Origin of the sequence: Curtobacterium sp. MCPF17_002, assembly GCF_003234115.2 — a bacterium.
Taxonomy (GTDB): domain Bacteria; phylum Actinomycetota; class Actinomycetes; order Actinomycetales; family Microbacteriaceae; genus Curtobacterium.
The window spans coordinates 2,499,406-2,523,114 of the sequence record NZ_CP126251.1 but is presented as its reverse complement, the minus strand read 5'-3'; the positions used below and the strand labels follow the sequence as shown (position 1 = coordinate 2,523,114).

Below are 23,709 nucleotides of genomic sequence, written 5' to 3'. Positions count from 1 at the left end.
GCGGAGATTCTAGCCTCGGCACGGGGCCGGGCATCCCCGCCGGTAGGCTCGGCCCATGTTCCTCGGCATCACGAACACGCCCCGCGACTACGCCTGGGGGTCCGTCACCGCGATCCCCGAGCTCCTCGGGCGCACCGTCACCGGCGCTCCGCAGGCAGAGCTCTGGCTCGGTGCCCACCCGGGCAGCCCGAGCGTCGTCGTGAACCCCGCGATGGTGGGCGGCGCCGACACGCTCCGTGACTGGATCGCCGCCGAACCGGAGACCGCCCTCGGTGCGGACCGCACCGGCCTGCCGTTCCTGCTCAAGGTGCTCGCCGCCTCGGCCCCGCTCTCCCTGCAGGCGCACCCGACTCCGGAGCAGGCCCGAGCGGGCTTCGAGCGCGAGGAAGCCGCGGGCATCCCGATCGACGACCCCGCCCGGAACTACAAGGACCCGTTCCCGAAGCCCGAGCTCGTCGTCGCGCTGAGCGAGCGGTTCGAGGCGCTGAGCGGCTTCCGTCCCGTCGCCGAGACGATCGCCGAGGTCGACGTGCTCGACGCCGGTTCCGGTCGGCTCGGTCCGCTGCACGTGCACCTGCAGCACGGACTCGAGGACACCGTGCGGTGGCTCGAGACCGCCGACGCCTCGGCGCTCGCGGTGGTGCAGGCCGCCAGCGACCTCGCCGGGGCCCTGCCCGACGACGCACTGACGCCGAACACGGCGACCGTCCGAGACCTCGCCGTCGCCTACCCCGGCGACCCGGGGATCGTGGTCTCGCTCCTCATGCACCGCGTCACGCTGGCTGCGGGCGAGGCGATGTACCTGCCCGCGGGCAACATCCACGCGTACCTGGACGGTCTCGGCATCGAGCTGATGGCCCCGTCGGACAACGTGATGCGCGGCGGTCTCACGCCGAAGCACGTCGACGTCGCCGAGCTCCTGCACGTCCTCGACTTCACCGCGTACCCGGCGCCGCTCCTCGAGCCCGAGGCGGCCGGGGCGGGCGTCGACCGGTTCGCGCCGGAGGGGGTCGGGTTCGCGCTGCTGCGCATCACCGGCGACGGGCGTCCGGTCGGACTCGGCTCGGGTGGCGTCGCGCCGCTGACCGGTCCGTCGATCGCGATCTGCACGGCCGGCGTCGTCACCCTGGTCGGCGCGACCTCGGCGACGCTGCTCCGTCAGGGGGAGTCCTGCTTCATCACGCCGGACGAGGGCGACGTCACCGTCGGGGCCGACTCGACCGACGGGATCACCTCGACGGTGTTCATCGCGACGGGTGCGTGAAGCCGCACGCCGCGGCGAGGCGCTGGGCGATCCGGTTCCGCTAGCGTGGCCAGCATGAGTTGGCTGGTCACCGGCGGTGCCGGGTACATCGGGTCCCACGTCGTCCGAGCGCTGCGGGCGGCGGGCATCGACACCGTCGCGCTGGACGACCTGTCCAGCGGGTTCCGGGCGTTCGTCCCCGAGGACGTGCCGTTCGTCCAGGGCTCGATCCTCGACGGAGAGCTCGTGGCGCGGACCCTGCGCGACCACGACGTCACCGGCGTGGTGCACGTCGCCGGCTTCAAGTACGCGGGCGTCTCCGTCGAGCGTCCGCTGCACACGTACGAGCAGAACGTCACCGGCATGGCGACCCTCCTCCGGGCGATGGCGGAGAACGGCGTGACGAAGGCCGTGTTCTCGTCGAGCGCCGCGGTGTACGGCACGCCCGACGTCGAGACGGTCGTCGAGGACACCCCGAAGGCCCCGGAGTCGCCGTACGGCGAGTCGAAGCTCATCGGCGAGTGGCTGCTCCGTGACATGGAGGTCGCAGCCGGCTTCACCACGACGTCGCTCCGCTACTTCAACGTCGTCGGGTCGGGCGAGCCGGACCTCTACGACGCCAGCCCGCACAACCTCTTCCCGCTCGTCTTCGAGGCCCTGCTCGCCGGCCGCACCCCGCGGATCAACGGCGAGGACTACGACACGCCCGACGGCACCTGCGTCCGCGACTACGTCCACGTCGCCGACCTCGCGCGCTCGCACGCCGTGGCCGCGCAGAAGCTCGAGGCGGGGGAGACGCTCGAGCGTGCCTACAACCTCGGCAGCGGCGACGGGGTGAGCGTCCGGCAGATCATGGACGCCATGGCCGCCGGCACCGGCATCGCGTTCACGCCGGAGGTGGCCCCGCGCCGACCCGGTGACCCCGCACGGATCGTCGCCACCGGCGAGGCCGCCGCACGTGACCTCGACTGGGCGATGCGGCACACGCTCGACGAGATGGTCACGAGCGCGTGGGAGGCCCGCCGCCGCGTCAGCTGACGCCACGCGCCTTCGGGAGGCGCTCCCGGTTGTCCCCCGAAGCCCGGACAGACCGGGCGCGACACGCCCGTACGGGGGACATGACACGCCGGAACGGTCAGAGCCTTCTATGATCCGCGACTTGACTCTCGCGAATGACACGGCTGTAATTACAGCAGCGGCAGCAATTGCCGTGGTCCCGTTATCGAGACGTCAGGGGTGATCAGGGTGAACGGTTCCGACTTCCACGCCGAAGTGCCGGAGGACTGGCACGTCGACCCCGTGGCGCTCGGCGTCCCGGGTGTCCGACGTCCGGAGACGGACGACGAGGAGAACCCGCTCGCCTGGCAGGCGGACTCCCTCTGCGCGCAGACCGACCCGGAGGCGTTCTTCCCCGAGAAGGGCGGCTCCACGCGTGAGGCGAAGAAGATCTGCACCACGTGCGAGGTCCGGTCGCAGTGCCTCGAGTACGCCCTCGAGAACGACGAGCGCTTCGGCATCTGGGGCGGCCTGTCCGAGCGTGAGCGACGGAAGCTGCGCAAACGCGCGTAGTCGCCCTGGAGGCACGCCGCACGTCGGTCTCGCACCGTGCGGTGATCCTGTCCACAGGTTCACGGCGCGCCGACCTGCGAGACGGGCACCGCGCCTCCAGACCGTAGAGTGACGCCCGTCATGCAGCCCAGTTCCGCTCAGCCCCGGGTCACCGCGATCCTCGTCGCCGCCAACGGGGCGGACCACCTCGACCGCACCCTGGACGCCCTCGCCGCCCAGACCCGTCACCCCGAGAACCTGGTCGTCGTCGACGTCGGCTCGACCGACGGATCCACGACCGACCTGTCGTTCGGCGGTTCCGCCGAACTGCTCCGCCTGCCGGCCGGCCGCCCCTTCGGCGAGGCCGTCGCCCGCGGTGAGCGCGAGGCCCCGCCCGCCGTCGCGGACGAACCCGTCGACGAGTGGCTCTGGCTGCTCGGACACGACAACGCGCCGTCGCCCACCGCACTCGCGGACCTGCTCTCCGCCGTCGAGATCGCCCCGTCGGTCGTCGTCGCGGGCCCGAAGCTGGTCGCCGTCGACGACCCCTCGGTGATCCGTGCGTTCGGCGAGACCATGACCCGGTTCGGCCGGTCGCTCGTCCTCGTGCAGGACGAGCTCGACCAGGGCCAGCACGACCGCCACACCGACGTCCTCGCGGTCGCCGCGGGCGGCATGCTCGTCCGCCGGTCCGTCTGGGACGAGCTCGGCGGCTTCGACCCGGCGCTGCCGAACGTCGACGCGGCCCTCGACTTCTGCGTCCGGGTCCGCCTCGCCGGGCACCGCGTCGCCGTCGTCCCCGAGGCACGCGTGACCACGGCCGGCCCGATCGAGGAGTTCGGTCGCAAGCGCGTCTCCGAGGGGCGTCGCGTGCGGATGCACCGGCAGGCCCAGCTGCACCGCCGGATGACGTACGCACCCGTCGGGGTCCTCTGGATCCACTGGCTGACGCTCGTCCCGTTCGCGGTCGGTCGTGCGATCGGGCACCTCGTCGCGAAGCACCCCGCCGCCGTCAGCGCTGAGCTCGCCGCCGCGTTCGCGGTCGCGTTCGGCGGAGGCGTCGGTCGTGCGCGGAAGGTCCTCGGACGGAACAAGAAGCTCGGGTGGGCGGCCGTCGAACCCCTGCGGGTGAGCTGGCGGCGCGTGCACGAACGCCGCACGACCTCACGCGACGTCGAACTCGCCCGGGTCGAGGACGCCCCGATCGCGCGGGCGTCGTTCCTCGGTGACGGCGGCATCTGGGTCGTCCTGGCCGCAGCGGTCCTCAGCGTCGTGACGCTGTACCCGCTGCTCGGCTCGCCGGCCCTCACCGGCGGTGGCCTGCTGCCCCTGAGCACCGACGTCGCCCGCCTCTGGCAGAACGTCGGGTACGGCTGGCACTCCATCGGCACCGGCTTCACCGGGCCGTCCGACCCGTTCGCCGCGGTCGTCGCCGTCCTCGGCTCGATCACCTTCTGGTCGCCGTCGACCTCGGTCGTGCTGGTCATGCTCGTGGCGTTCCCGGTGGCCGCGCTCGGTTCGTGGTTCGCGATCCGCAAGGTCACGACGCGCACCTGGGTGCCCGTCATCGGCGCGGCGCTGTACACGATCGCGCCGACGCTCGTCGGCGCCGTCACGAGCGGCCACCTCGGCGCCGTGATCGCGCACGTGCTCCTGCCGTGGCTGTTCCTCGCCGTCCTCGAGGCGCACCGCTCCTGGGCGTGGGCGTCCGGGGCGTCGCTGCTGTTCGCGGTCGTCGCGGCCTCGGCGCCGTCGTTGCTGCCGGTGCTGCTCGTCGCCTGGCTCGTCTCGCTCGTCGTCGGCTGGCGGCGCGCCCACCGCCGGGTGTTCATCCCGGTGCCCGCCGCGGTGCTGTTCCTGCCGCTCGTGCTCGCCCAGGTCACCCGCGGCAACGTGCTCGCGGTCTTCGCCGACCCCGGTGTGCCCTCGGCCACCCGCGCCCCGTCCGCGTTCCAGCTCGCCATCGGCCAGCCGGTCCCGGACTGGAGCGGATGGCTCCCCACCACCGCCGGCCTCGCCACCCTCACCGCGATCCTGCCGGTGCTCATGGCGGTCCTCGCGCTGCCGATCGCCGCCGCCGCGATCGGGGCCGTGCTCGGACACCGCTGGGCCGTCGCCGGGGGATCGCTCGTCGTCGCCCTGCTCGGGTTCGCCACGGCGTTCGCGGCCACCCACGTGACCGTCACCGGCGTCGGGTCGACGACCACCATCGTCTGGCCGGGCAGCGGGCTCTCCGTCTACTGGCTCGCCATCGTCGCCGCCGCGTGCATCGGCATCGACGTCCTGCCGCGCCTCGCGCCGGTGACCGGGCTCGTCGCCACCGTGCTCGCGGGCGTCGCGGTCGCCCCGGCCTTCGCCGCCTTCTACCTCGGCAACGCCGTGATCCAGCCGACCACCGGCCGGGTCCTCAGCGCGTACGTGAACGCCGAGGCCCAGGCGAACCCCGACGTCGGCACGCTGGTGGTCGAACCGCAGACCGACGGCTCGCTCGCGGTGTCCCTCGAGCGCGGCCAGGGATCGACCCTCGACGACCAGACGACGCTCGACTCCACCGCGCTCACGCTGAGCCGGTCGGGTGCGCAGCTGGCGACGCTCGCCGGGAACCTCGCGAGCCGGAGCGGGTACGACCCCGAGCCGGCACTGCGCTCGCTCGGCGTGAGCTTCGTGCTCCTCGACGACGTCTCCGATCCGTCCGACACCTCCGACGACTCCCGTGGGTCGAGCGGTTCCGCCGCACAGGACGTGCACGACCGTGCCGCCGGTGCGATCGGCCAGAACGCGCTCTTCACGAGCATCGGCGAGACGAACAGCGGGCAGCTGTTCCACTACGAGGGCGACGTCGACCGGCCCTCCACCGGCTCGGCCGCGGCGCAGGCCACGCACGTGCTCTACCTCGTCGTGCTCGGCGTGGTCTTCGGCGCAGCAGCCTTGCTCGCCGTGCCGACCGCGCCGCGTCGTCGCCGTGCGACCTCGAACGTCATCGAGGCCGAGGAACCCGCCACCACCTTCGACGAGGAGCGCGACGAATGAGCACCACCCCCGCCTCCGTGCGCCGCTGGGTCATCCGGGGCACCGCCACCGCGATCGCCGTCGTCGTCGCTGCCGGTGCCGTCACCGCCGCGCACGCGATCGGCACCGAGTCCGACCCGGGCCGCCCCGCGGGCAAGACGGTCGTCCCGGTGCCGGCCGACGCCGAGCGCGTGTGCGCCGGCAGTGCGCTGCGCCTGTCCGACGACGCCGGCAACGACGCCACCAAGGCGAGCACCGTCGGCTCCGCCACGGTCGCGACGGCCACCACCGGGTCGACCGTCGAGCGGTCCGCACTCGGTTCCTCCACGACCGGCGGCAGCGACCCGCGCCTCCTCACCGCCCCGGCGGGCGAAACCACGCCGCAGGTCGCGGGCAGCAGCTACCAGAGTGTCTCGAGCGGCGACCTCGTCGGCGTCGGTGCCGCGTCCTGTGACGACCCGAGCCAGTCGACGTGGCTGGTCGGCGGTTCCACCGAGACCGGCCGCACGAGCCTCGTGACGCTCTCGAACCCGACCGACGTGAACGCCACGGTCGACCTGTCGATCTTCGACGACTCGGGGACCGTCAGCGCCCCCGGCACGACCGGCATCGTCGTCGCCCCGAACACGCAGAAGGTCGTCCCGCTCTCCGGGTTCGTGTCCGACCAGGGCTCCACCGTGGTGCACGTCGTGTCCTCCGGCGGGCAGATCGTCGCGCACATGCAGGAGTCGATCGTCCGGACGCTCACCCCCGGCGGGTTCGACATCGTCTCCGGTGGTGCCGCACCGGCCCGGACGCAGATCATCCCCGGCGTCGTGCTCGAGGGCGCCCAGGCGGCCCAGCGCGGCGACGACACCGCCGACGCCGCACCGATCGTCCGGCTGTTCGTCCCCGGCTCGAAGGCCGCCCGGGTCACCCTCGGGATCACGACCTCGGACGGCGGCGGCTCCACCGTGAACGCCACCGCCGAGCCCGGGGTCGTCACCGACGTCGCACTCGACGACTTCCCGGACGGCCGCTACTCGTTCACGGTCACCTCGACCGAGCCCCTGGTCGCGGGCGCCCGCACCACGACGCCCACCGAGGACGACCGCACCGACCTCGGCTGGTTCGCCTCCGCGGAGCCGCTCGGCGCATCGACGATCACCGCGCTGGCGCCGGGCGACAACCAGCGCCTGACGATGGTCAACCCGACCCGTGCCGACGCCGCGGTCACCATCCGCACGGGTGACGAGGAGCAGCGGGTCGACGTGGTCGCTGGCGGCACGAGCACCGTCATCGTGCCCCTGTCGAAGCAGCTCACCCTGACCGGGACGAAGGGCCTCGTGGCCGGCGTGACGTACATGGGGAGCAGCGGCATCGCCGGGTTCCCGGTGCGCGCGGCGACCGAGGTCTCGACGCCGGTCCGCGTCTACCCCTGACGCCGGGGCGCTGACCCCGCTTCGCACGGTGCGAGCTTCGCACCGTGCGAGCTTCGCACCGTGCGAGGTGTGCCCTGTGGTGCGAGGTTGCGTACTCCGTGCGGCGCTCACCCCCGCGCACGGGATCGGGAACCTCGCACCATGCGAGCGAAGGCGCCCCGTGCCCGCGTGCCCGCGTCCGCGCCTCGCGGCCCCTACCAGTGCCGGTAGCGGTCCGGCGCGAGGTCCCACGGGTCCTTGCCGATGAGCTCGCCCACCGCACGGAACACCGCCGTCTCGATGATGACCCGCTTGTCGGTGTCGTCCTTCTCCGGGCTCCGCGTGACGCGTTCGACCGGGATCCGGAACACCGTGACGCGGCGGGCCTCGCGGTCGACGCGCCACCGCGGCATCTGGTCCGGCACCGAGGCGTCGGTCGGCATGTCCGCGACCTGGAAGGCGACGCCGTCGAGCTCCTCCGGCCAGAGTCCGATGAGGTAGTGCGCGGTGTCCCCGACGATGCGGTCGAAGACCTCGGCGCGCGTGATGATCGGCGCGAGGTCCGGTCCGGTCACGCTCGAGCGTCCGCCACGACCGTGCCGGGAACGGCCGCGGCCTCGGTCGACCGGGGTGACGAGGGGAGTCCTTCGGCGCATCACCACATCGTACGCGCGCGGGGGTCCTCGGCCTCCCTCCGCTAGGGTCGGTACCGGTATGGACGTGAGGATCTGCAGCAAGGTCGCCTGTGGTGCGAGCGCTGCGGCGACCCTGACGTACGACTACGGCGACTCGATGGTCGTGGTCGGCCCCCTCTCGACACGGGTCGAACCGCACGGGTACGACCTGTGCGCCCGGCACGCGGCCGCCCTGCGGGTGCCACGCGGCTGGCACGTCGTGCGGCGTGAGCCGCTCCGCCGCGACGCCGACTGACGCCTCCCGTCGTTCCTCAACGGCACTGTCCTCCACAGGGCACCGGCCTGGAGGCACGCCCCACGTGACCGACGTCGGCTGACGACCCGCGCCTCCCGGCATGGAAGACTGGTGGCCATGCCCACCGAAGCCCGCACCGCAGTGCCGTTCCGCGTCGCCGACCTCTCCCTCGCCGAGGCGGGGCGCCACCAGATCCGTCTCGCCGAGAACGAGATGCCCGGCCTGATGTCCCTGCGCGAGGAGTTCGGCGCCTCGCAGCCGCTCGCCGGTGCGCGCATCGCCGGATCGCTGCACATGACGGTGCAGACCGCCGTGCTCATCGAGACTCTCGTGGCCCTCGGCGCGCAGGTCCGTTGGGCCAGCTGCAACATCTTCTCCACGCAGGACGAAGCCGCCGCCGCGATGGCCGTCGGCCCGACGGGGACCCCGGAGTCGCCCGCCGGCGTGCCGGTGTTCGCGTGGAAGGGCGAGACGCTCGAGGAGTACTGGTGGTGCACCAACCGCATCTTCGACTGGTCGGCCGAGGCGGCTGCCGTCGGGGCGGACTGGGCCGGACCGAACCTCATCCTCGACGACGGCGGTGACGCCACGATGCTCGTGCACACCGGCGCCGACGCCGAGGCCGCCGGGCGTGCACCCGAGGCCGGTGCCGACGCGAGCGCCGAGTGGAAGATCGTGCTCGAGACCGTCGCCGCCTCGCTGCAGGAGTCGACGGACCGCTGGACCCGCATCGCGGCGGACATCCAGGGCGTGACCGAGGAGACCACCACTGGCGTCCACCGCCTGTACGAACTGGCTCGGAACGGTGAGCTGAAGTTCCCGGCGATCAACGTCAACGACTCCGTCACGAAGTCGAAGTTCGACAACAAGTACGGCATCCGCCACTCGCTTCCCGACGGCCTGAACCGCGCGACCGACGTCCTCATCGGCGGCAAGGTCGCCTTCGTCGTGGGCTACGGCGACGTGGGCAAGGGCGCGGCCGAGGCGCTGCGCGGCCAGGGCGCCCGCGTGATCGTGTCCGAGGTCGACCCGATCTGCGCACTCCAGGCGGCGATGGACGGCCACCAGGTCGCGCGCCTCGCGGACGTCGCCGGCCAGGTCGACATGATCATCACGTGCACCGGCAACCTCGGCGTCGTCGGCGTCGACGAGATGCTCGCGCTGAAGCACCTCGCGATCGTGGCGAACGTCGGACACTTCGACAACGAGATCGACATGGCCGGGCTCGAGGCGCTGCCGGGCGTCGAGAAGGTCGAGATCAAGCCGCAGGTGCACGAATGGCGCCTGCCGACCGGTCGCTCGATCCTCGTGCTGTCCGAGGGACGCCTGATGAACCTTGGCAACGCGACGGGGCACCCCTCCTTCGTGATGAGCAACTCGTTCACGAACCAGGTCCTCGCGCAGATCGAGCTGCACACCCGGCGCGACGAGTACCCGACGGGCGTCTACGTGCTGCCGAAGCACCTCGACGAGAAGGTGGCGCGGCTGCACCTCGACGCGCTCGGCGTGCAGTTGACCGCGCTCCGCCCGGAGCAGGCCGCCTACATCGGCGTCCCGGTCGAGGGTCCCTACAAGCCGGAGCACTACCGCTACTGACGCGGGTCCTCCTGCGCTGTCGGGCGCGGGCGCGGGGGCCGCGCTGCGCGCTCCGCACAACCAAAGTCACCCCGAACCACGCGATCGCGTGGTTCGGGGTGACTTTCGTTGTGCCGCGGGGGCCGCGCCCCGCGATCGCACCCCGGTGCGAACGTCGCGCCCCCGCACACCGGGGCGCAATGTCCGTACGGGGGTGCGAACGGGTCGCGGCCGGGCCGCGCGGCGCCGGGCGCGCCCCGCGCCCCGCGCCCCGCGCGCCGCGCGCCGCGCCCCCGCGCTCAGCGCGGGAAGCCCGGTGGCCGCGCCGTCGCCGCTTCGGCAGCGCGGTCGAGCATCTCGGCCCGGGAGCGCAGCGCCCGCAGATCCCGCTCACGCCGCAGCACGACGACGCCGGCGAGGAACACCTCGGGGTGGACGGGCGGCACCGGGTGGGCGTACTCCGCGACCGACGCCGCCAGTGTCCTCGCCGTCGCCTCCCGGACCTCGGGACGGAGGTCTGCAGCGCCGCGGAAGAACGCACCGAGCCGGTTCTCGAGCCGCTGCGGCAGCGCCGACACGTCGGCCACCCTCGACCACTGCGCGAGTTCGGCGGGCAGGAGCACCTCGGGATCGCGGTGCTTCGCCGCCCGTTCGTGCTGCACGAAGGTGCCGGCGAGCAGGTCCCCGAGGCGCCGCGGACGGGAGCCGAACAGCGCGACGAGGAGTGCCACGGACCCGAGCGTCATCCAGAGCTCGAACAGCCCGACGAGCGCTCGGGTGAACGCGTGCCGGAAGCCGATCGCACCACCGTCGAGCCGCACGACCCGGGTGCCGGTGGCGTACCGGCCGACGCTCTTGCCGCGCGTGACGGTCTCGACGGCGGCCGGGACGAGCACCAGCACGCCGACGAACACACCGATGTCGAGCGCGGCGGCCCATGCGTCGTCGATCCGGCTCGGCCAGACACGGGACAACCCGAACAGGAGCATGAGGTAGAGGGCGAGCAGGCAGACCGCGTCGAGGAGCGCCGCGGCGAGTCGCAGGGCGATGCCGGCGGGCTGGACGTCGAGCGCGACGGCCTCACCGACGACGAGTTCGTCACCCGGGTCGTCGAGCGCGCGGACGAACCGGGGATCGGCGAGGTCACGCGGCACGCGGGTCTTCGGCATGGCATCATTCTGGCGGAGAGCGTCACTGCGCGCCCAAGACGAGCAGCACGACGAGCAGGCACGACGAGCAGGCACGACGAGCAGGCACGACGAGCAGGCACGACGAGCAACACGATTGGGCACGACCAGCACGAGCAGGCACGACCAGCACGACGAGCACGACGAGCGGGGGAGACGCTGTGGACCTGGACGCCTACACCGAGGTGCACCGCGAACGGTGGCAGGAACTCGACCGCCTCGCCCGCGCGCGGCACACGTCCGGCGCCGACGCCGACCGCCTCGTGTCCGGCTACCAGGAGGCCGCCACCGACCTCGCTCGCATCCGCCGTGCCGCCCCGCGCACCGCCGTCGGCGACCGGCTCTCCCTGACGCTCTTCCGCGCACGCCTGCGCTTCACGGGCACGCCGGTCGACCCGCTCACCGCCGTGACGTCGTTCTTCGTCCTGCAGCTGCCGGCGGCGTTGTACCGGATCCGCTGGGTGACGATCTGGGTGGCGGTCGCCACGGCCGCGATCGCCGCGATCGTCGCGGTCTGGATCAGCACGACGCCGGGTGCCATCGCGACGTTCGGCACGCCCGAGTCGCTCCGGCAGTACGCGACGCAGGACTTCCAGGACTACTACTCGGACCACGGCCTCGGGGCGTTCACGGTGCAGGTGTGGACGAACAACGCGTACATCGCCGCGACGATGGTGGCCTTCGGGATCACCGGTCTGTTCGTGCCGTTCTCGATCGGTCAGAACGCGATCGGCCTGGGCGTCTCCGCGGCGATCCTGCACTCCGAGGGACGCCTCGGCGACTTCTTCCTCTACATCGCCCCGCACGGGCAGCTCGAGCTCTACTCGGTGTTCCTCGCGGCGGCCGCCGGTCTGATGATCTTCTGGTCGTGGGTGGCGCCGGGTGCCCGCACGCGCGCGCAGGCCCTCGCGGAGGACGGACGCGCCCTCATCACGATCGCGGTCGGCCTGACGCTGACGCTGCTCCTCTCGGGGCTCGTCGAGGGCACGGTGACGCGGCAGGACTGGCCGTGGCCCGTCAAGATCGGCATCGGGACGGTCGCCCTCGCCGCGGTGCTCTGGTACCAGTGGGTGCTGGGCGGCCGGGCACACCGCGCGGGGGAGCGCGGCGACCTCGAGGAGTTCGAGCGCGGCACCACCTCGCTGGTCGCCGGCTGAGCCGGCGACGGCGCGTCAGAGCCGACCGGTCGCCTTCGCCCGGATGTACGCGTCGGCCACCAGGGGCGGCACCTGTTCCGGCGTGGCACGGACGACCTCGGCGCCCGCCCGGCGGGCGACGTCCGCGATGCCGTCGGCGTCGAGCAGGGTGCGTTCCGCGGCGGCCCGCCGGTACACGTCGCGCTCCGCACGGGCCGGGAGGGACGGTGCGGCGCCGCCTCGTCGCCCCGGACCGGCCACGGTCGCGTCCAGTGCCCCGCTCGCCATCCGCTCGACCGTGGGGTCCGTCACGGACGTCACGAGGACGGCGTGCCGCCGGGTGAGCCGCGGCAGGACGGCGAGGAGGTCGCCGGACGCGCCGACGGAGTCGAGGCTCGACACCAGCACGACGAAGGCCCGTGAGGTCGTGATCGAGTCGACGAGGGCGGGGACGGCGGACCAGTCGGTGGCGGCGAGCCCGGGTTCCGCGAGCGCGAGGGTCTCCCCGAAGCGCTGGACGACGTCGGTGCGGGTGGCGCCGTGCACCCGGCCGCGGACGGCGTCGTCGAGGACCACGAGGTCGATGCGGTCGCCCGCGGCGGCGGCGAGTGCCCCGAGCAGCAGGGCGGACTCGATGAACGTGTCGAGCCGTGGCTCGTCGTCGACCCGGCCGGCTCCGGCACGTCCGGCGTCCACGACGACGACCACGCGGCGGTCCCGCTCGGGTCGCCAGGTCCGGACGACGAGGTCCTGACGCCTGGCGGTGGCGCGCCAGTCGATCGAGCGCACGTCGTCGCCGCGCACGTAGTCGCGGAGCGAGTCGAACTCTGTGCCGTGCCCGCGGAGCTGCAGGGTGGTCTCGCCGTCCAGTTCTCGGAGTCGTGCGAGCCGGGACGGCAGGTGCCGCCGTGACCGGAACGGCGGCGTGACGACGAGCTCGCCGGGTGCTGGAACGACCCGCTGCCGGGCGGCGAGCCCGAGCGGTCCGAACGCGCGCACGGCGACCCCGGCCGTGACCCGGCGGCCGCGGCGGAACGGGGCGAACCGCATCCGTGCGGTCCGGCGCTCGCCGGCGGGGACGTGCAGCGAGGTGCGGCGGGGAGCGTGACCGGCCGAGGGCTCCCACATGTCCCGGACGACGCCGCGCAGGGGCCGGCGGCCGTCGTTCACCACCACGAGCGTGCCGTCGGCCGTCGTGTCGCGCCGTGCCAGGCGCGGCATCCTCCGTTCGACCCTGACGAGTCCGAGGTCGGCGGCGAGCAGGACGTCGAGCACCGCGGCGAGCACCACCACGCCCGCCCACGCCGCGCCGGCCCACCCCGTGCCGAGCAGCACGGTGGGGACGATCGCGACGGCGAGGAGCGCGACGAACCGGCCGGAGATCGCCACTAGATCGGCACCCGGACCTGCTCGAGCACCTGCTGCAGGACGCCGTCGGCGCCGACGCCCTCGAGCTCGGCGTCCGCGGCGACCCGGAGCCGGTGCCGCCAGACGGGCAGGAGCATCGCCTGCACGTGGTCCGGGGTGATCGCGTCGTAGCCCGTGAGCCAGGCCCAGGCCTTCGCAGCCGCGAGCAGCGCGGTCGCGCCGCGGGGGCTCACGCCGACCCGGACCGACGGAGCCTGACGGGTCGCGCGGGCGAGGTCGACGATGTAGGCCAGCACGTCGTCCCGCGCGCCGACCGCGCGGACCGCTCGCTGGGCGGCGATGACCTCGTCGACGCCGACCACCGGCACGATCCCGGCGGATCGGACGTCGCGGGGCACGAAACCGTCGGCGTGCCGGCGGAGCACCTGCCACTCCACGTCGCGCGGCGGCACGTCGAGCGTGAGCTTCATGAGGAACCGGTCGAGCTGCGCCTCGGGCAGCGTGTACGTCCCCTCGAACTCGATCGGGTTCATCGTCGCCGCGACGAAGAACGGGTCCGGCAGCGGCCGCGGGTCGCCGTCGACGCTGACCTGCCGTTCCTCCATGGCCTCGAGCAGCGCGGACTGCGTCTTCGGAGGCGTGCGGTTCACCTCGTCGGCGAGGAGCACGTTCGTGAACACCGGGCCCTCGCGGAACGGGAACGTGCCCGTCGAGGCGTCGTACACGAGCGAGCCGGTGACGTCGCCGGGCATGAGGTCCGGTGTGAACTGGATGCGTTTCGTGTCGAGCGACATCGCTGCGGCGAGGCTCCGGACGAGGAGGGTCTTGGCGACGCCGGGGACGCCCTCGAGCAGGACGTGTCCCTGGGCGAGGATGCCGACGATCATGCCGGAGACCGCGCCCTCCTGACCGACGACGGCCTTGCCGACCTCGGCGCGGAGTCGACCGAAGGCGTCCCGCAGGGGATCGCCCGCCGGCGGCTGCATGGTCTGGGTTGGAGAGGGATCGGTCACGGTCGTGCTCCTCGTCGGTCGTGGTCGGTCTGCTGGTCGCCGGTGGTCGCGGCGGTGACGGCGCGCTCGAGGTCGTCGAGGGCTGCCGCCCCCGCGACGAGTGCACGGTGGTCCGGGGTCGTCCCGCCGACGAGCACCGCACCGACGCGGGCGTCCGGGATGCCGGTGGCGCGGGCCGCGGCGCGGACGACCTCGTCGACGTGCGCCGAGCGGGGCAGTCCCAGTCGTCGGCCGATCCGGCGGAGGGCGGCCACGCGCAGGGTGTCGAGGGCGTGGGTGCGGTCCCGGGTGCGGGCGGCGAGGCGGGCTCGTCCCTCGGTCGTCTCCGCCGCACGGACGACCACCGGCATCTGCTCGACCACGAGCGGACCGAGCCGTCGTCCGCGCCAGACACCGGCGGCGACCGCGACGAGGGCGAGCAGCGCCAGGGCACTCGGCACCCACGGTGGTGCGAGGGAGCCGAGCGTCGGCGCGGCGTCGGGGGTCCCCGGGGTCGGCGTGTACCAGGTGAGCGAGTCGTCGCCGCCGAGCAGGCCGAGCGCGAGCGCGGCGTTGCCGGCCGTCGTGATCGTGTCGTTCCGGAACGCCGAGGTCGTCCCGACGAGCGTCACGTCGCCGCCGGGCGTGGCCGTGCGGACGAGTCCGTACGCGCGGTCGTCGCCGGAGCCGGACGGCGCGCACACGGCCGTGCCGTCCGGGACGGACTCGCCCTCCGGCACCCGGTACGCGGACCCCGTGGTCGTGACCCGGCGGGCGTCGGCCGCGGCCGGGATCGCGCAGGTCCGCGTGGACACCGTGTCGGTGCCCGCGACCGAGCCGGCCGGTTCGACGTCCAGGTCGAAGGCATCGAGGGCGACGGCGCCGGTCGAGACGAGCACGACGTGCGACGCCTGCCGTGCGAGCCGGCGAGCGACGGCCGGGTCGAGGGCGCCCTGCGAGTCGTCGACGAAGACCGTGCCGCCGGTGATGCCGTCGGCGCTGTCCACCACGCGGACGTCGGTGCCCTGCTGTTCGAGCACCCGGACGAGCGCCTTCGACCCGCTCGCGGTCGTCGAGGTGGGGTCGAGCGGGGCGTTGGAGGGCCCCTCCGAGCCCTGCACGACCGCGGTGAGGGCGGCGAGGAGCAGGCCGACCAGGACGATGGCGACCCAGAAGCCGATGCGGAGACCGCGGCCGTCCCGCGGCGGGACCGTGGCGCGCTCCGCAGGTCGGGTCGCCGTCGCGGTCAAGCGGGCACCGCCGGCGAGGTGGTGCGGGCCGGGCGAGCGGTGCGGACCGCGTGCTCGGTGTCGAGGACGTCGTGCGCGGCGGACTCGGTGGCCGCGATGCCGAGGTACCGGACCTCGTCGAAGGTCGCTGCGGCGCGGTCGAGTCGTGTGGACTCGTCGGGGAACACGACCGCCGCTCGACCGGCGATCGCCCGTGCCGTCGCACCGGGGACGTCGGGCACGAGGTCGCGCTCGCCGAGGCCGCGCGCGAGGGCACGGTAGCCGTCCAGCACCGCGCGGGACCAGTCACCGGCACGGAGCGCAGCGCGGGCGTCGTCGCCGATGGCGCGCGCGGAGCGGAGGTCGTCGTCGTCGAACACCCCGCCGACGTCGGTGCCGGCGAGCCGAGCACGACGACGGGGGAGGCCGCGCGCGACGACCACGAGGACGACGACCGCGACCAGGACGACGATCGCGACCCAGAGCAGGGTGTGCGCGACGGCGGGCGAGCCGAGGCCGTCCGCGCGGAGGGAACCGAGCCACTCGAGGACGGCGCGGGACGCCCGGTCCCACCACGTCACGTGGGCACCGTCGTACTCGGCCCGTTCGAGTTCACGCTCCAGGAGGCGCCGGGCCTCGTCCGGGTCGACCGTCATGCCCGACCGTCCGGCGGGTACCGGTCCGGGGCGCCGCCCCACTCCGGCGGCGGCTGCTGCGGTGCCGGCTGCTGACCGGGCCACTGCTGCTGCGGTGTCGGCTGCTGGCCCGGCCACTGCTGCTGCGCGGGCCAGGGCTGCTGACCGGGCCACTGCTGCTGACCGGGCCAGGGCGGCCGGACGACCTGTGGGGCCGGCGCGAACGGGTCGGTGGGCTGCCCGGTCTCGAGGTGCGACGCGATCCGCTGGTCGAGGGCCTCGGTCCGGATGCGACGGTCGACGGCGAGGAACGTCGTGACCGAGGCGCTCAGCACGTCGGTGATGCACTGCACGGCGATCCCGAGCAGGCTCCCGACGACCACCGCGACGACACCGGCCACGCCGAGTCCCGTCGACGCGTCCGTCTGTCCGAGCGGGTCGAACGTGCCGCCGATGAGCACGGCCCCGATCGTCAGGGGGAACGACGCGATCGAGACCGCGAAGCCGAACATCGCCTGCACGAGGAGCAGGATGCCGAACGTGCGCCAGAACGACCCGCGGGTGAGCCGCCACGACTGGGCGGCCGCGGCGAAGACGGTGCGGCCCTCGAGGGCGATCGTCGGGACGGTGAAGGCGAAGCGGGTGCCGAGCCAGATCACGACGACCGCGAACCCGGCGAGCAGTCCGAGGATCGCGAGCACGAACCCCCAGACGTTCGACCGGCCCGCGGTGAGCGCCGCGATGAAGCCGACCATCACGAGGACGAACACGATCCCGACGACGGCGCCGGCGGCGAGCTGCAGGAGGATCCAGGCGACCACCGACCGACGACGACCGGCGAGGAGGGCCCAGATCCCGCGGAACGTCGCCCGACGGCCGAGGATCCGCTGCCCGGTGTCCGCCGCGACCGGGGCGACGAGGAACCCGCGACCGAGGAACGCCAGGAAGGGGAGGCCGGCCGACAGCACGAGCCAGAGGGTGAAGGACCCCGCGGCGATCGACTCGCTGCCGCTGCCGCCGTCCACCGCGGAGAGCATCCGCGACTGCAGGGCCTGCTGGCCGAACGTGCTGACGAGGGTCGACAGCAGGCCGAGGACACCGCTCAGCAGGACGCTCCACAGGAGGAGCACCCGGGCGTTCCGGCGGAAGACCGTGAACGCGCCGCCGAGGACGTCGCCGAGACCGAGCGGCCGCAACGGGATCACCGGACGCGACCCGACCGGCGGACCCGGGTGGCCCTGCGGACCGGGCTGGCCCTGCGGACCCGACTGCGCCCCTGGACCCGGCTGCGGCCCTGGACCCGGCCACGGGCCGGACGGCTGCTGACCACCGGGGCGCTGCGTGCCTCCAGGCCCGCCAGATCCACCGGGCCCGTCCTGCGCACCCGACCCACCCGGTACCTGCCAATCCGACATCGCCGCCCCCTCGTCGTCGGCCGCGCAGCGGAGCGCGATCGACTCCATCCTGTCGGAAAACGCCACGCGACGGGGCCTCGGCTATCGTGAGTGGTCAGGTGTCGACCCGGCACCGCTGCACGTCACACGGAGTCCACATCACATGACACCGCGCATCCTCGTCGTCGACGACGACCAGGCCCTCGCCGAGATGATCGGCATCGTCCTCCGTTCCGAGGGCTACGAGCCCGAGTTCAGCGCTGACGGCAACGACGCCGTCGACGCGTTCCACAGCACGAAGCCCGACCTGGTGCTCCTCGACGTGATGCTCCCGGGCATCGACGGCATCGAGGTGTGCAAGCGGATCCGCGCCGAGAGCGGGACGCCGATCATCATGCTCACCGCGCGGGGCGACACGGCCGACGTCGTCGCCGGCCTCGAGAACGGTGCCGACGACTACGTGGTGAAGCCCTTCAACCCGAAGGAGCTCGTCGCCCGGATCCGGACGCGTCTGCGCCCGACCGCCGCCGACGCGACGGTGCTGCACGTCGGGGACCTCACGGTCGACGTCGCCGGGCACGAGGTCCGCCGCGGGGATGCCGTGATCGCGCTGACCCCGCTCGAGTTCGACCTGCTCCGTGCCCTGTCCGAGAAGCCGAACCAGGTGTTCACGCGCGAGATGCTCCTCGAGCAGGTGTGGGGCTACCACTACAAGGCGGACACCCGTCTGGTGAACGTGCACGTGCAGCGGCTCCGCGCGAAGATCGAGCACGACCCCGACAACCCGAAGATCGTCACCACGGTGCGCGGCGTCGGGTACCGGGCCGGAGGGGCCTGAGCACCGTGCCGCCCGCACCGTCGGACCGGGGAGCCGGGCCGTCCGGCCGAGCCACGACGGCTGCCGGTCGCGCCACCGGAGCCGGGCGCGCCGCGCCCACCGGGCCCGGCCGCACCGCGCCCGGCGGCGTCGCCCGCCGACTCCGCCGGTGGCTCCGCCGCGGGCTCCGCGGCGTCGCCTACCTGTGGCGCCGCTCCCTGATGTTCCGGTCGGTCGCGATCACCGTGATGACGACCGGTCTGGCGATCGCGATCATCGGCACCGCCGTGATGATCAGCATCTCGAACAACGTCTACTCGCAGCGTCGCGACCAGATCGAGGCCGAGTCGGCGCGGGCGACCGTCGTGGCGCAGGGGATCTTCGACGCGGCGACCGCCGGCGAGGACAACAACCAGTCCGAGCTCGAGACGCTGCAGAACGAGGCGCAGCAGGCGATCCTGTCGAACACCACGAGCCCCGGCGGCACGAGCATCGCGATCGAGCGGAGCCCGGACCAGACGGCACCGCAGGCGCTGCAGACGGTGGTGAGCCCGGGCTTCCCGGACGCCGCCATCACCGACGCGCTGCGGAAGGAGGTGGGCAAGAACACCGGCAAGCTCAGCCTGCAGCCGGTGCGGCTCGAGGAGGACGGGCGCAGCCAGCCGGGCCTCGCGGTCGGGTCGACGCTGCAGATCCCGAGCGCCGGGCAGTACGAGCTGTACCTCGTCTACGACCTGTCGGACGCGCAACAGACCCTCGACTTCGTCTCCCAGACGCTGTCCATCGGCGGTGTCGCCCTCATGGTGCTCATCGCCCTCGTCACGTCGCTGGTGGTGCGACTCGTCGTCCTGCCGATCCGTGGTGCGGCCGAGACGAGCCGGAAGATCGCCGCCGGCCGGCTCGACGAACGCATCCCGGTGAAGGGCAACGACGACATCGCGACGTTGGCGCGCAGCTTCAACGGCATGGCCGAGGCGGTGAGCCGGCAGATCACCCAGCTCGCAGAACTGTCGCGCGTGCAGCAGCGGTTCGTGTCCGACGTGTCACACGAACTCCGCACGCCGCTCACCACGATCCGGCTCGCCGGCGACATGCTCTTCGACTCCCGGCACGCCTTCGAACCGTCGGTCGGTCGGTCCGCCGAGCTCCTGCACGCGCAGATCGAGCGCTTCGAGATGCTCCTCGCCGACCTGCTCGAGATCTCCCGGTTCGACGCGCAGGCCGTGCAGCTCGACCCGGAGCCGGTCATCCCGGCGGCCCTCGCGACGGACATCGTCGACGAGTTCCGGCCCCTGGCGGAGCGGGCCGGCATCGACCTGCAGCTCGTGACCCCCGGCGGGCACACCACCATGCAGCTCGATGCGAAGCGGGTGCGGCGGATCCTCCGGAACCTCGTCGGCAACGCGATCGAGCACGGCGACGCGAAGCCCGTGCAGGTCGTCGTCGACAGCGATGCCCGGTCGGTGGCGATCGCCGTCCGCGACCAGGGCATCGGCATGCCGCCGGAGGACGCCGCCCGGGTCTTCGACCGGTTCTGGCGGGCGGACCCGAGCCGGAAGCGCACCATCGGCGGCACCGGCCTCGGGCTCGCGATCTCCCTCGGCGACGCCAACCTGCACGGCGGGCGGATCGACGTGTGGTCCCGCCCCGGCGAGGGGTCGACCTTCGTGCTCACGCTGCCCCGCACCGACGGCGTCGGCGTCTCGACGTCCGCGATCCCGCTGCCCGAACTCGACGAGTCGTACGACGGCCCCCGCGCCGTGCGAGAGGAAGACTGATGCGCACCCGCTTCCGGCACCTGATCGCCGTCGCGCTCGCCGCGGTGACCGTCGTCGCCGTGTCGGCGTGCGCCGCGATCCCCACCGACGGTCCGGTCCGCGCCGGGCAGACGATCAAGGACGAGTCCATCTCCGGGGTGGACTACCGGCCGGACAAGCCGGTCGCCGGCTCCGACCAGACGGCGATCCTCCGCGGGTTCATCGCCGCAGGCACCGGTGCCCAGGACGACTACGCAATCGCGCGGCAGTTCCTGTCGTCGAGCTTCTCCGAGAAGTGGAACCCGCGTCGTGGCGTCACCATCCGGCAGGGCAACCCGGCGGTCGAACGCGTCGGCGACCGGGAGCTCACCTACACCCTCACCGCGAGCGCCACCGTCGACTCCGAAGGGGAGTACACCCAGGCCGTCCGTCCGACCTCGTCGACCCTCACGTTCCAGTTCACCCGGGAGGACGGCGAGTGGCGCATCGCCTACGCCCCCGACGGCATCATCCTGTCGCCGGTGAACTTCGACTCGGTGTTCCAGCAGCACGCCCTGTACTTCTTCGACCCGACGTACCGGTTCCTCGTGCCGGACGAGCGCTGGTTCCTCGCCCGCTCCTCGACGAGCACCCGGATCGCGAGCGCGCTGCTCGCCGGACCCGCCGCCTGGCTCAAGGGCTCCGTCGTGTCCTCGTTCCCGGAGGGCACGCAGCTCTCCCTCAACGCCGTGACGATCGACAGCGGGACGGCACTCGTCGACCTGTCGAGTGACGCCCTCCGCGCCAGCAGCCAGGACAAGGTCCGGATGCGGGAGCAGCTCAGCAAGTCGCTGGCATCGGTCGCCACGGTCTCGTCGGTGGCGATCACGGTCGAGGGTGCGACGTTCTCGGTGCCGGACGCGAACGGCTCCGACGCGCAGCAGAACCCGGACGTCGACTCGCGGCCGCTCGTCGAGCAGGACGGCGCGGTCGGGTACGCGGCCGGCACCGGCAAGGTCGCCGTCCTGGGCAACGGTCTCGGTGACGAGATCGCCGGACTCGACCCGTCCTCGTTCGCGTTGTCCGCGTCGGGCACCGCCGCCGTCGTCGGCAACGAGGACGGCGTCAGCGTGGTCCGGGGGCGCACCCACCTGCGCGTGGACGCGACGGACGACCTCGTGCCGCCGTCGATCGACGACCTCGGCTTCGTGTGGGTGGCGTCCTCGACGGACACCCGGAAGGTCACGGCGTACGGCTTCGGCGGTGACCCGCACACCGTCACGACCACCCTGCCGAAGGGCGAGCTCGTGTCGTTCCAGGTCTCCCGCGACTCCACGAGGGTCCTCGCGCTCATCGAGACGAGCGACGGACCGAGCCTCTACGTGATGGCGATCGTCCGCGGCTCCGACCGGACGCCGACCGCGCTCGGGTCACCGGTGCGGGTCCAGGCGGCCACCGGCGACGCCGTCGGCGCGGCGTGGATCAGCGACTCCGACGTCGCATCGCTCGGCCAGACCCCGTCCGGTCCGGACGTGGTGCGGACGACGATCGGTGGACAGTCGAGCACGCTGCCGAAGCCGGACGGTCGAGCGACCTCGATCGCCGGGGGCAGCGCCGGCTCGATGCTGCTGCGGATGTCCGACGGTTCGGTGCTGCAGTCCACCGGCGGCGGATGGGACACGACGGGCGCCACCGCCGACGTGCTCGGCATCCAGCGCTGAGGTCCGGTCCGCGCCGACGTCCGGTGCTGACGGCGGGTCCTCCACAGGGCCACCGGCCTGGAGGCGCGTCCACAGTCCCCGGGTTCGGCACACGCCCGTCGTGCGGTCGCCGCCACCCTGGTGGTCATGACGACGACCGACCGGCCATGGCAGGACGCGGCCCTCGCCGTGCTCGGGCTCTTCCTGCCGGTGGCCTGCGCCGGCTGCGGTGCGCCGCACCGAGCCCTCTGCCGCACCTGCCGCAGCGCCCTCGACCACGAACCCCGTCGCGTGCGGCTCGTCGCCGGGGTCCGGCTCGACGCGGCGTTCGAGTACGGGGGACTGGTCCGCACCCTGCTCCTCGAACTCAAGCTCCGCGGCCGCGTGGACCTCGCCCGCCCGCTCGGCTCCCGGTTCGGCGCGCTCGTGCGGACGGCGCTCGCCGAGGCCCCGGCGGGCACGGTGCTGCTCCGGGTCCCACCGTCCCCGCAGGGCTCCAGGCGGCGCGGGTTCGACCCCGTGGCGCTGCTCCTCGCCCGCGGTGGCGTGCGGCGTCCTTCGACGCTCGAGCGGGTCCGCCGACGGCGGGACCGGGCCGGCCCGGGACAGAAGGAGCGCAGCGCGGTGGAGCGCGTCGCGGCGACCGTCGGCACCCTGCGCGCGGACCGCGTCACGGGCAGGGACGTCGTGGTCGTCGACGACGTCGTCACGACGGGCGTCACGATGGCCGAGGCGGTGCGCGCCGTCCGGGCTGCCGGTGGCCGGGTGGTGCGCTGCGTCGCGGTGGCGAGCGTCGACGAGTGAGCGGGACGGGGGAGCTCGGTGAACGGTCGGTGATCACTGTGTGTCCGGTGGGTGTCCGTGCCGACTCACCGGTTCCCGGTGACGCCGACACCCGGTCGGGTCTAGCCTCGCGACAAGGCGTTCAGGATCGCCGGATGGAGGCGACGCGCTGAGTCTGGATGGGAGCCGCCACATGGACGTGACGATCACGGGCCGGAACATCGGGGTCACCGACCGATTCCGCACCTATGTCGAGCAGAAGTCCGAGAAGATCGACGTGCTCGCCGACCGTGCCCTCGCCTTCGAGGTGCGCATCAGCCGCCACCACGAGAAATCGAGCGGTTCCCAGGGCGAGGACCGCGTCGAGCTCACCCTGATCGGCCCCGGCCCGCTCGTGCGGGCGGAGTCCGCGGCGTCGGACAAGTACGCCGCCTTCGACCTCGCCTTCGCGCGGATCATGGAGCGGCTGCGCCGGGCGCGCGACCGCCGCAAGGTGCACCGCGGGCGGCACCGTCCGACCTCGGTCGCCGAGGCCTCGGGCACCGCGTTCGAGCAGATGGGCGTCGTGCCCGCAGACGGCAAGCTCATCGAGGACGTCGCGACCGGAGCGGTCCCCGTCGTCACCGACGACTCGGGCGAGGACGAGACCGAGGTGTACAGCCCCGTGGTGATCCGCCACAAGGTCTTCGAGGCCGCCCCGATGACGGTGGACGACGCGCTGTACTACATGGAGCTCGTCGGGCACGACTTCTACCTGTTCGTCGACGCGGAGACGCACCGGCCGAGCGTGGTCTACCGGCGCAAGGGTTGGGACTACGGCGTCATCGGCATCGACGGCGCCACCGCGGGTGGGTCCGAGGCAGCGGCGTCCGAGCCGGCGTCCGAACCGGCGGTCGCGATCGCCTGACGATCGTCACCGACGACCGATCCGGGAGTGCGCGGTCCGTTCGCGGGCCGCGCACTCCCGCGCCGCTCCCAGCACCCGGCTCGCCCGGGTTGCTAGCATGACTGGCTGTTCGCATCGCGC

20 protein-coding genes are annotated in these 23,709 nt (G+C 73.2%); 13 read left to right on the top strand and 7 right to left on the bottom strand.

Annotated elements, in window-relative coordinates:
* The first annotated feature begins 55 nt into the window (after positions 1-55).
* The 5 genes from manA to DEJ28_RS11720 all read left to right on the top strand — a co-directional run bounded on the left by manA (position 56) and on the right by DEJ28_RS11720 (position 7,221).
* Positions 56-1,264, top strand: coding sequence for a mannose-6-phosphate isomerase, class I (gene manA / locus DEJ28_RS11740; protein WP_111114885.1), 1,209 nt, complete (start codon positions 56-58; stop codon positions 1,262-1,264).
* Positions 1,265-1,318: 54 nt separating this feature from the next.
* The gene (gene galE, locus DEJ28_RS11735; RefSeq protein ID WP_111114886.1) at positions 1,319-2,281 is read left to right on the top strand and encodes a UDP-glucose 4-epimerase GalE; all 963 of its coding nucleotides are present in this window, start codon (positions 1,319-1,321) and stop codon (positions 2,279-2,281) included.
* 198 nt (positions 2,282-2,479) lie between these two features.
* Positions 2,480-2,812 carry a WhiB family transcriptional regulator gene (locus DEJ28_RS11730; RefSeq protein ID WP_502866929.1) on the top strand — a complete coding sequence of 111 codons (333 nt, stop codon included), beginning with the start codon at positions 2,480-2,482 and terminating at the stop codon, positions 2,810-2,812.
* Positions 2,813-2,932: 120 nt separating this feature from the next.
* Entirely contained in the window at positions 2,933-5,821 is a 2,889-nt protein-coding gene (locus tag DEJ28_RS11725; protein WP_111114887.1) for a glycosyltransferase family 2 protein, read from the top strand.
* The gene (locus DEJ28_RS11720; RefSeq protein WP_111114888.1) at positions 5,818-7,221 is read left to right on the top strand and encodes a DUF5719 family protein; all 1,404 of its coding nucleotides are present in this window, start codon (positions 5,818-5,820) and stop codon (positions 7,219-7,221) included. Before DEJ28_RS11725 ends, DEJ28_RS11720 begins: the two co-directional genes overlap by 4 nt.
* Positions 7,222-7,415: 194 nt before the next feature.
* On the opposite strand, the gene DEJ28_RS11715 is transcribed toward DEJ28_RS11720, so the two are convergent.
* Positions 7,416-7,856 (bottom strand): metallopeptidase family protein, encoded by a 441-nt coding sequence (locus DEJ28_RS11715; protein WP_111114889.1) that lies wholly within the window; start codon positions 7,854-7,856, stop codon positions 7,416-7,418.
* Positions 7,857-7,914: 58 nt separating this feature from the next.
* On the opposite strand from DEJ28_RS11715, the gene DEJ28_RS11710 reads away from it, so the two are divergent.
* Both DEJ28_RS11710 and ahcY read left to right on the top strand, forming a co-directional pair.
* On the top strand, positions 7,915-8,130 hold the full coding sequence (locus DEJ28_RS11710; protein WP_111114890.1) for a DUF3499 family protein: 216 nt from the start codon (positions 7,915-7,917) through the stop codon (positions 8,128-8,130).
* A 117-nt stretch (positions 8,131-8,247) separates the two neighbouring features.
* The gene (gene ahcY, locus DEJ28_RS11705) at positions 8,248-9,726 is read left to right on the top strand and encodes an adenosylhomocysteinase (RefSeq protein WP_111114945.1); all 1,479 of its coding nucleotides are present in this window, start codon (positions 8,248-8,250) and stop codon (positions 9,724-9,726) included.
* 278 nt (positions 9,727-10,004) lie between these two features.
* Here ahcY and DEJ28_RS11700 read toward each other — a convergent pair whose 3' ends face one another.
* Complete coding sequence (locus tag DEJ28_RS11700) at positions 10,005-10,874, bottom strand: RDD family protein (protein ID WP_111114891.1); 870 nt, start codon at positions 10,872-10,874, stop codon at positions 10,005-10,007.
* Between the two features lie 179 nt (positions 10,875-11,053).
* On the opposite strand from DEJ28_RS11700, the gene DEJ28_RS11695 reads away from it, so the two are divergent.
* Complete coding sequence (locus tag DEJ28_RS11695) at positions 11,054-12,049, top strand: stage II sporulation protein M (RefSeq protein WP_111114892.1); 996 nt, start codon at positions 11,054-11,056, stop codon at positions 12,047-12,049.
* Positions 12,050-12,064: 15 nt separating this feature from the next.
* Here DEJ28_RS11695 and DEJ28_RS11690 read toward each other — a convergent pair whose 3' ends face one another.
* From DEJ28_RS11690 to DEJ28_RS11670, 5 genes are read right to left on the bottom strand one after another with little or no spacing between them, the layout of a single operon-like run.
* On the bottom strand, positions 12,065-13,417 hold the full coding sequence (locus tag DEJ28_RS11690; protein WP_111114893.1) for a DUF58 domain-containing protein: 1,353 nt from the start codon (positions 13,415-13,417) through the stop codon (positions 12,065-12,067).
* Positions 13,417-14,382 (bottom strand): AAA family ATPase, encoded by a 966-nt coding sequence (locus tag DEJ28_RS11685; RefSeq protein WP_111114894.1) that lies wholly within the window; start codon positions 14,380-14,382, stop codon positions 13,417-13,419. Before DEJ28_RS11685 ends, DEJ28_RS11690 begins: the two co-directional genes overlap by 1 nt.
* A 23-nt stretch (positions 14,383-14,405) precedes the next feature.
* Positions 14,406-15,638 carry a DUF4350 domain-containing protein gene (locus tag DEJ28_RS11680; protein WP_111114895.1) on the bottom strand — a complete coding sequence of 411 codons (1,233 nt, stop codon included), beginning with the start codon at positions 15,636-15,638 and terminating at the stop codon, positions 14,406-14,408.
* Positions 15,635-16,273 (bottom strand): DUF4129 domain-containing protein, encoded by a 639-nt coding sequence (locus DEJ28_RS11675; RefSeq protein ID WP_111114896.1) that lies wholly within the window; start codon positions 16,271-16,273, stop codon positions 15,635-15,637. The genes DEJ28_RS11680 and DEJ28_RS11675 overlap by 4 nt, the downstream gene beginning before the upstream one ends.
* Positions 16,270-17,457 (bottom strand): glycerophosphoryl diester phosphodiesterase membrane domain-containing protein, encoded by a 1,188-nt coding sequence (locus DEJ28_RS11670; RefSeq protein WP_181433647.1) that lies wholly within the window; start codon positions 17,455-17,457, stop codon positions 16,270-16,272. Before DEJ28_RS11670 ends, DEJ28_RS11675 begins: the two co-directional genes overlap by 4 nt.
* A gap of 352 nt (positions 17,458-17,809) precedes the next feature.
* On the opposite strand from DEJ28_RS11670, the gene mtrA reads away from it, so the two are divergent.
* The 5 genes from mtrA (at position 17,810) to hpf (ending at position 23,589) form a co-directional block, all read left to right on the top strand.
* Positions 17,810-18,484 carry an MtrAB system response regulator MtrA gene (mtrA, locus tag DEJ28_RS11665; RefSeq protein ID WP_111114898.1) on the top strand — a complete coding sequence of 225 codons (675 nt, stop codon included), beginning with the start codon at positions 17,810-17,812 and terminating at the stop codon, positions 18,482-18,484.
* A 5-nt stretch (positions 18,485-18,489) separates the two neighbouring features.
* Complete coding sequence (gene mtrB / locus DEJ28_RS11660; protein WP_220034600.1) at positions 18,490-20,241, top strand: MtrAB system histidine kinase MtrB; 1,752 nt, start codon at positions 18,490-18,492, stop codon at positions 20,239-20,241.
* Positions 20,241-21,920 (top strand): LpqB family beta-propeller domain-containing protein, encoded by a 1,680-nt coding sequence (locus DEJ28_RS11655; protein WP_111114899.1) that lies wholly within the window; start codon positions 20,241-20,243, stop codon positions 21,918-21,920. The genes mtrB and DEJ28_RS11655 overlap by 1 nt, the downstream gene beginning before the upstream one ends.
* Positions 21,921-22,046: 126 nt before the next feature.
* The gene (locus DEJ28_RS11650; protein WP_111114900.1) at positions 22,047-22,703 is read left to right on the top strand and encodes a ComF family protein; all 657 of its coding nucleotides are present in this window, start codon (positions 22,047-22,049) and stop codon (positions 22,701-22,703) included.
* A gap of 172 nt (positions 22,704-22,875) precedes the next feature.
* Positions 22,876-23,589, top strand: coding sequence for a ribosome hibernation-promoting factor, HPF/YfiA family (gene hpf / locus DEJ28_RS11645; RefSeq protein ID WP_111114901.1), 714 nt, complete (start codon positions 22,876-22,878; stop codon positions 23,587-23,589).
* Positions 23,590-23,709: the final 120 nt, after the last annotated feature.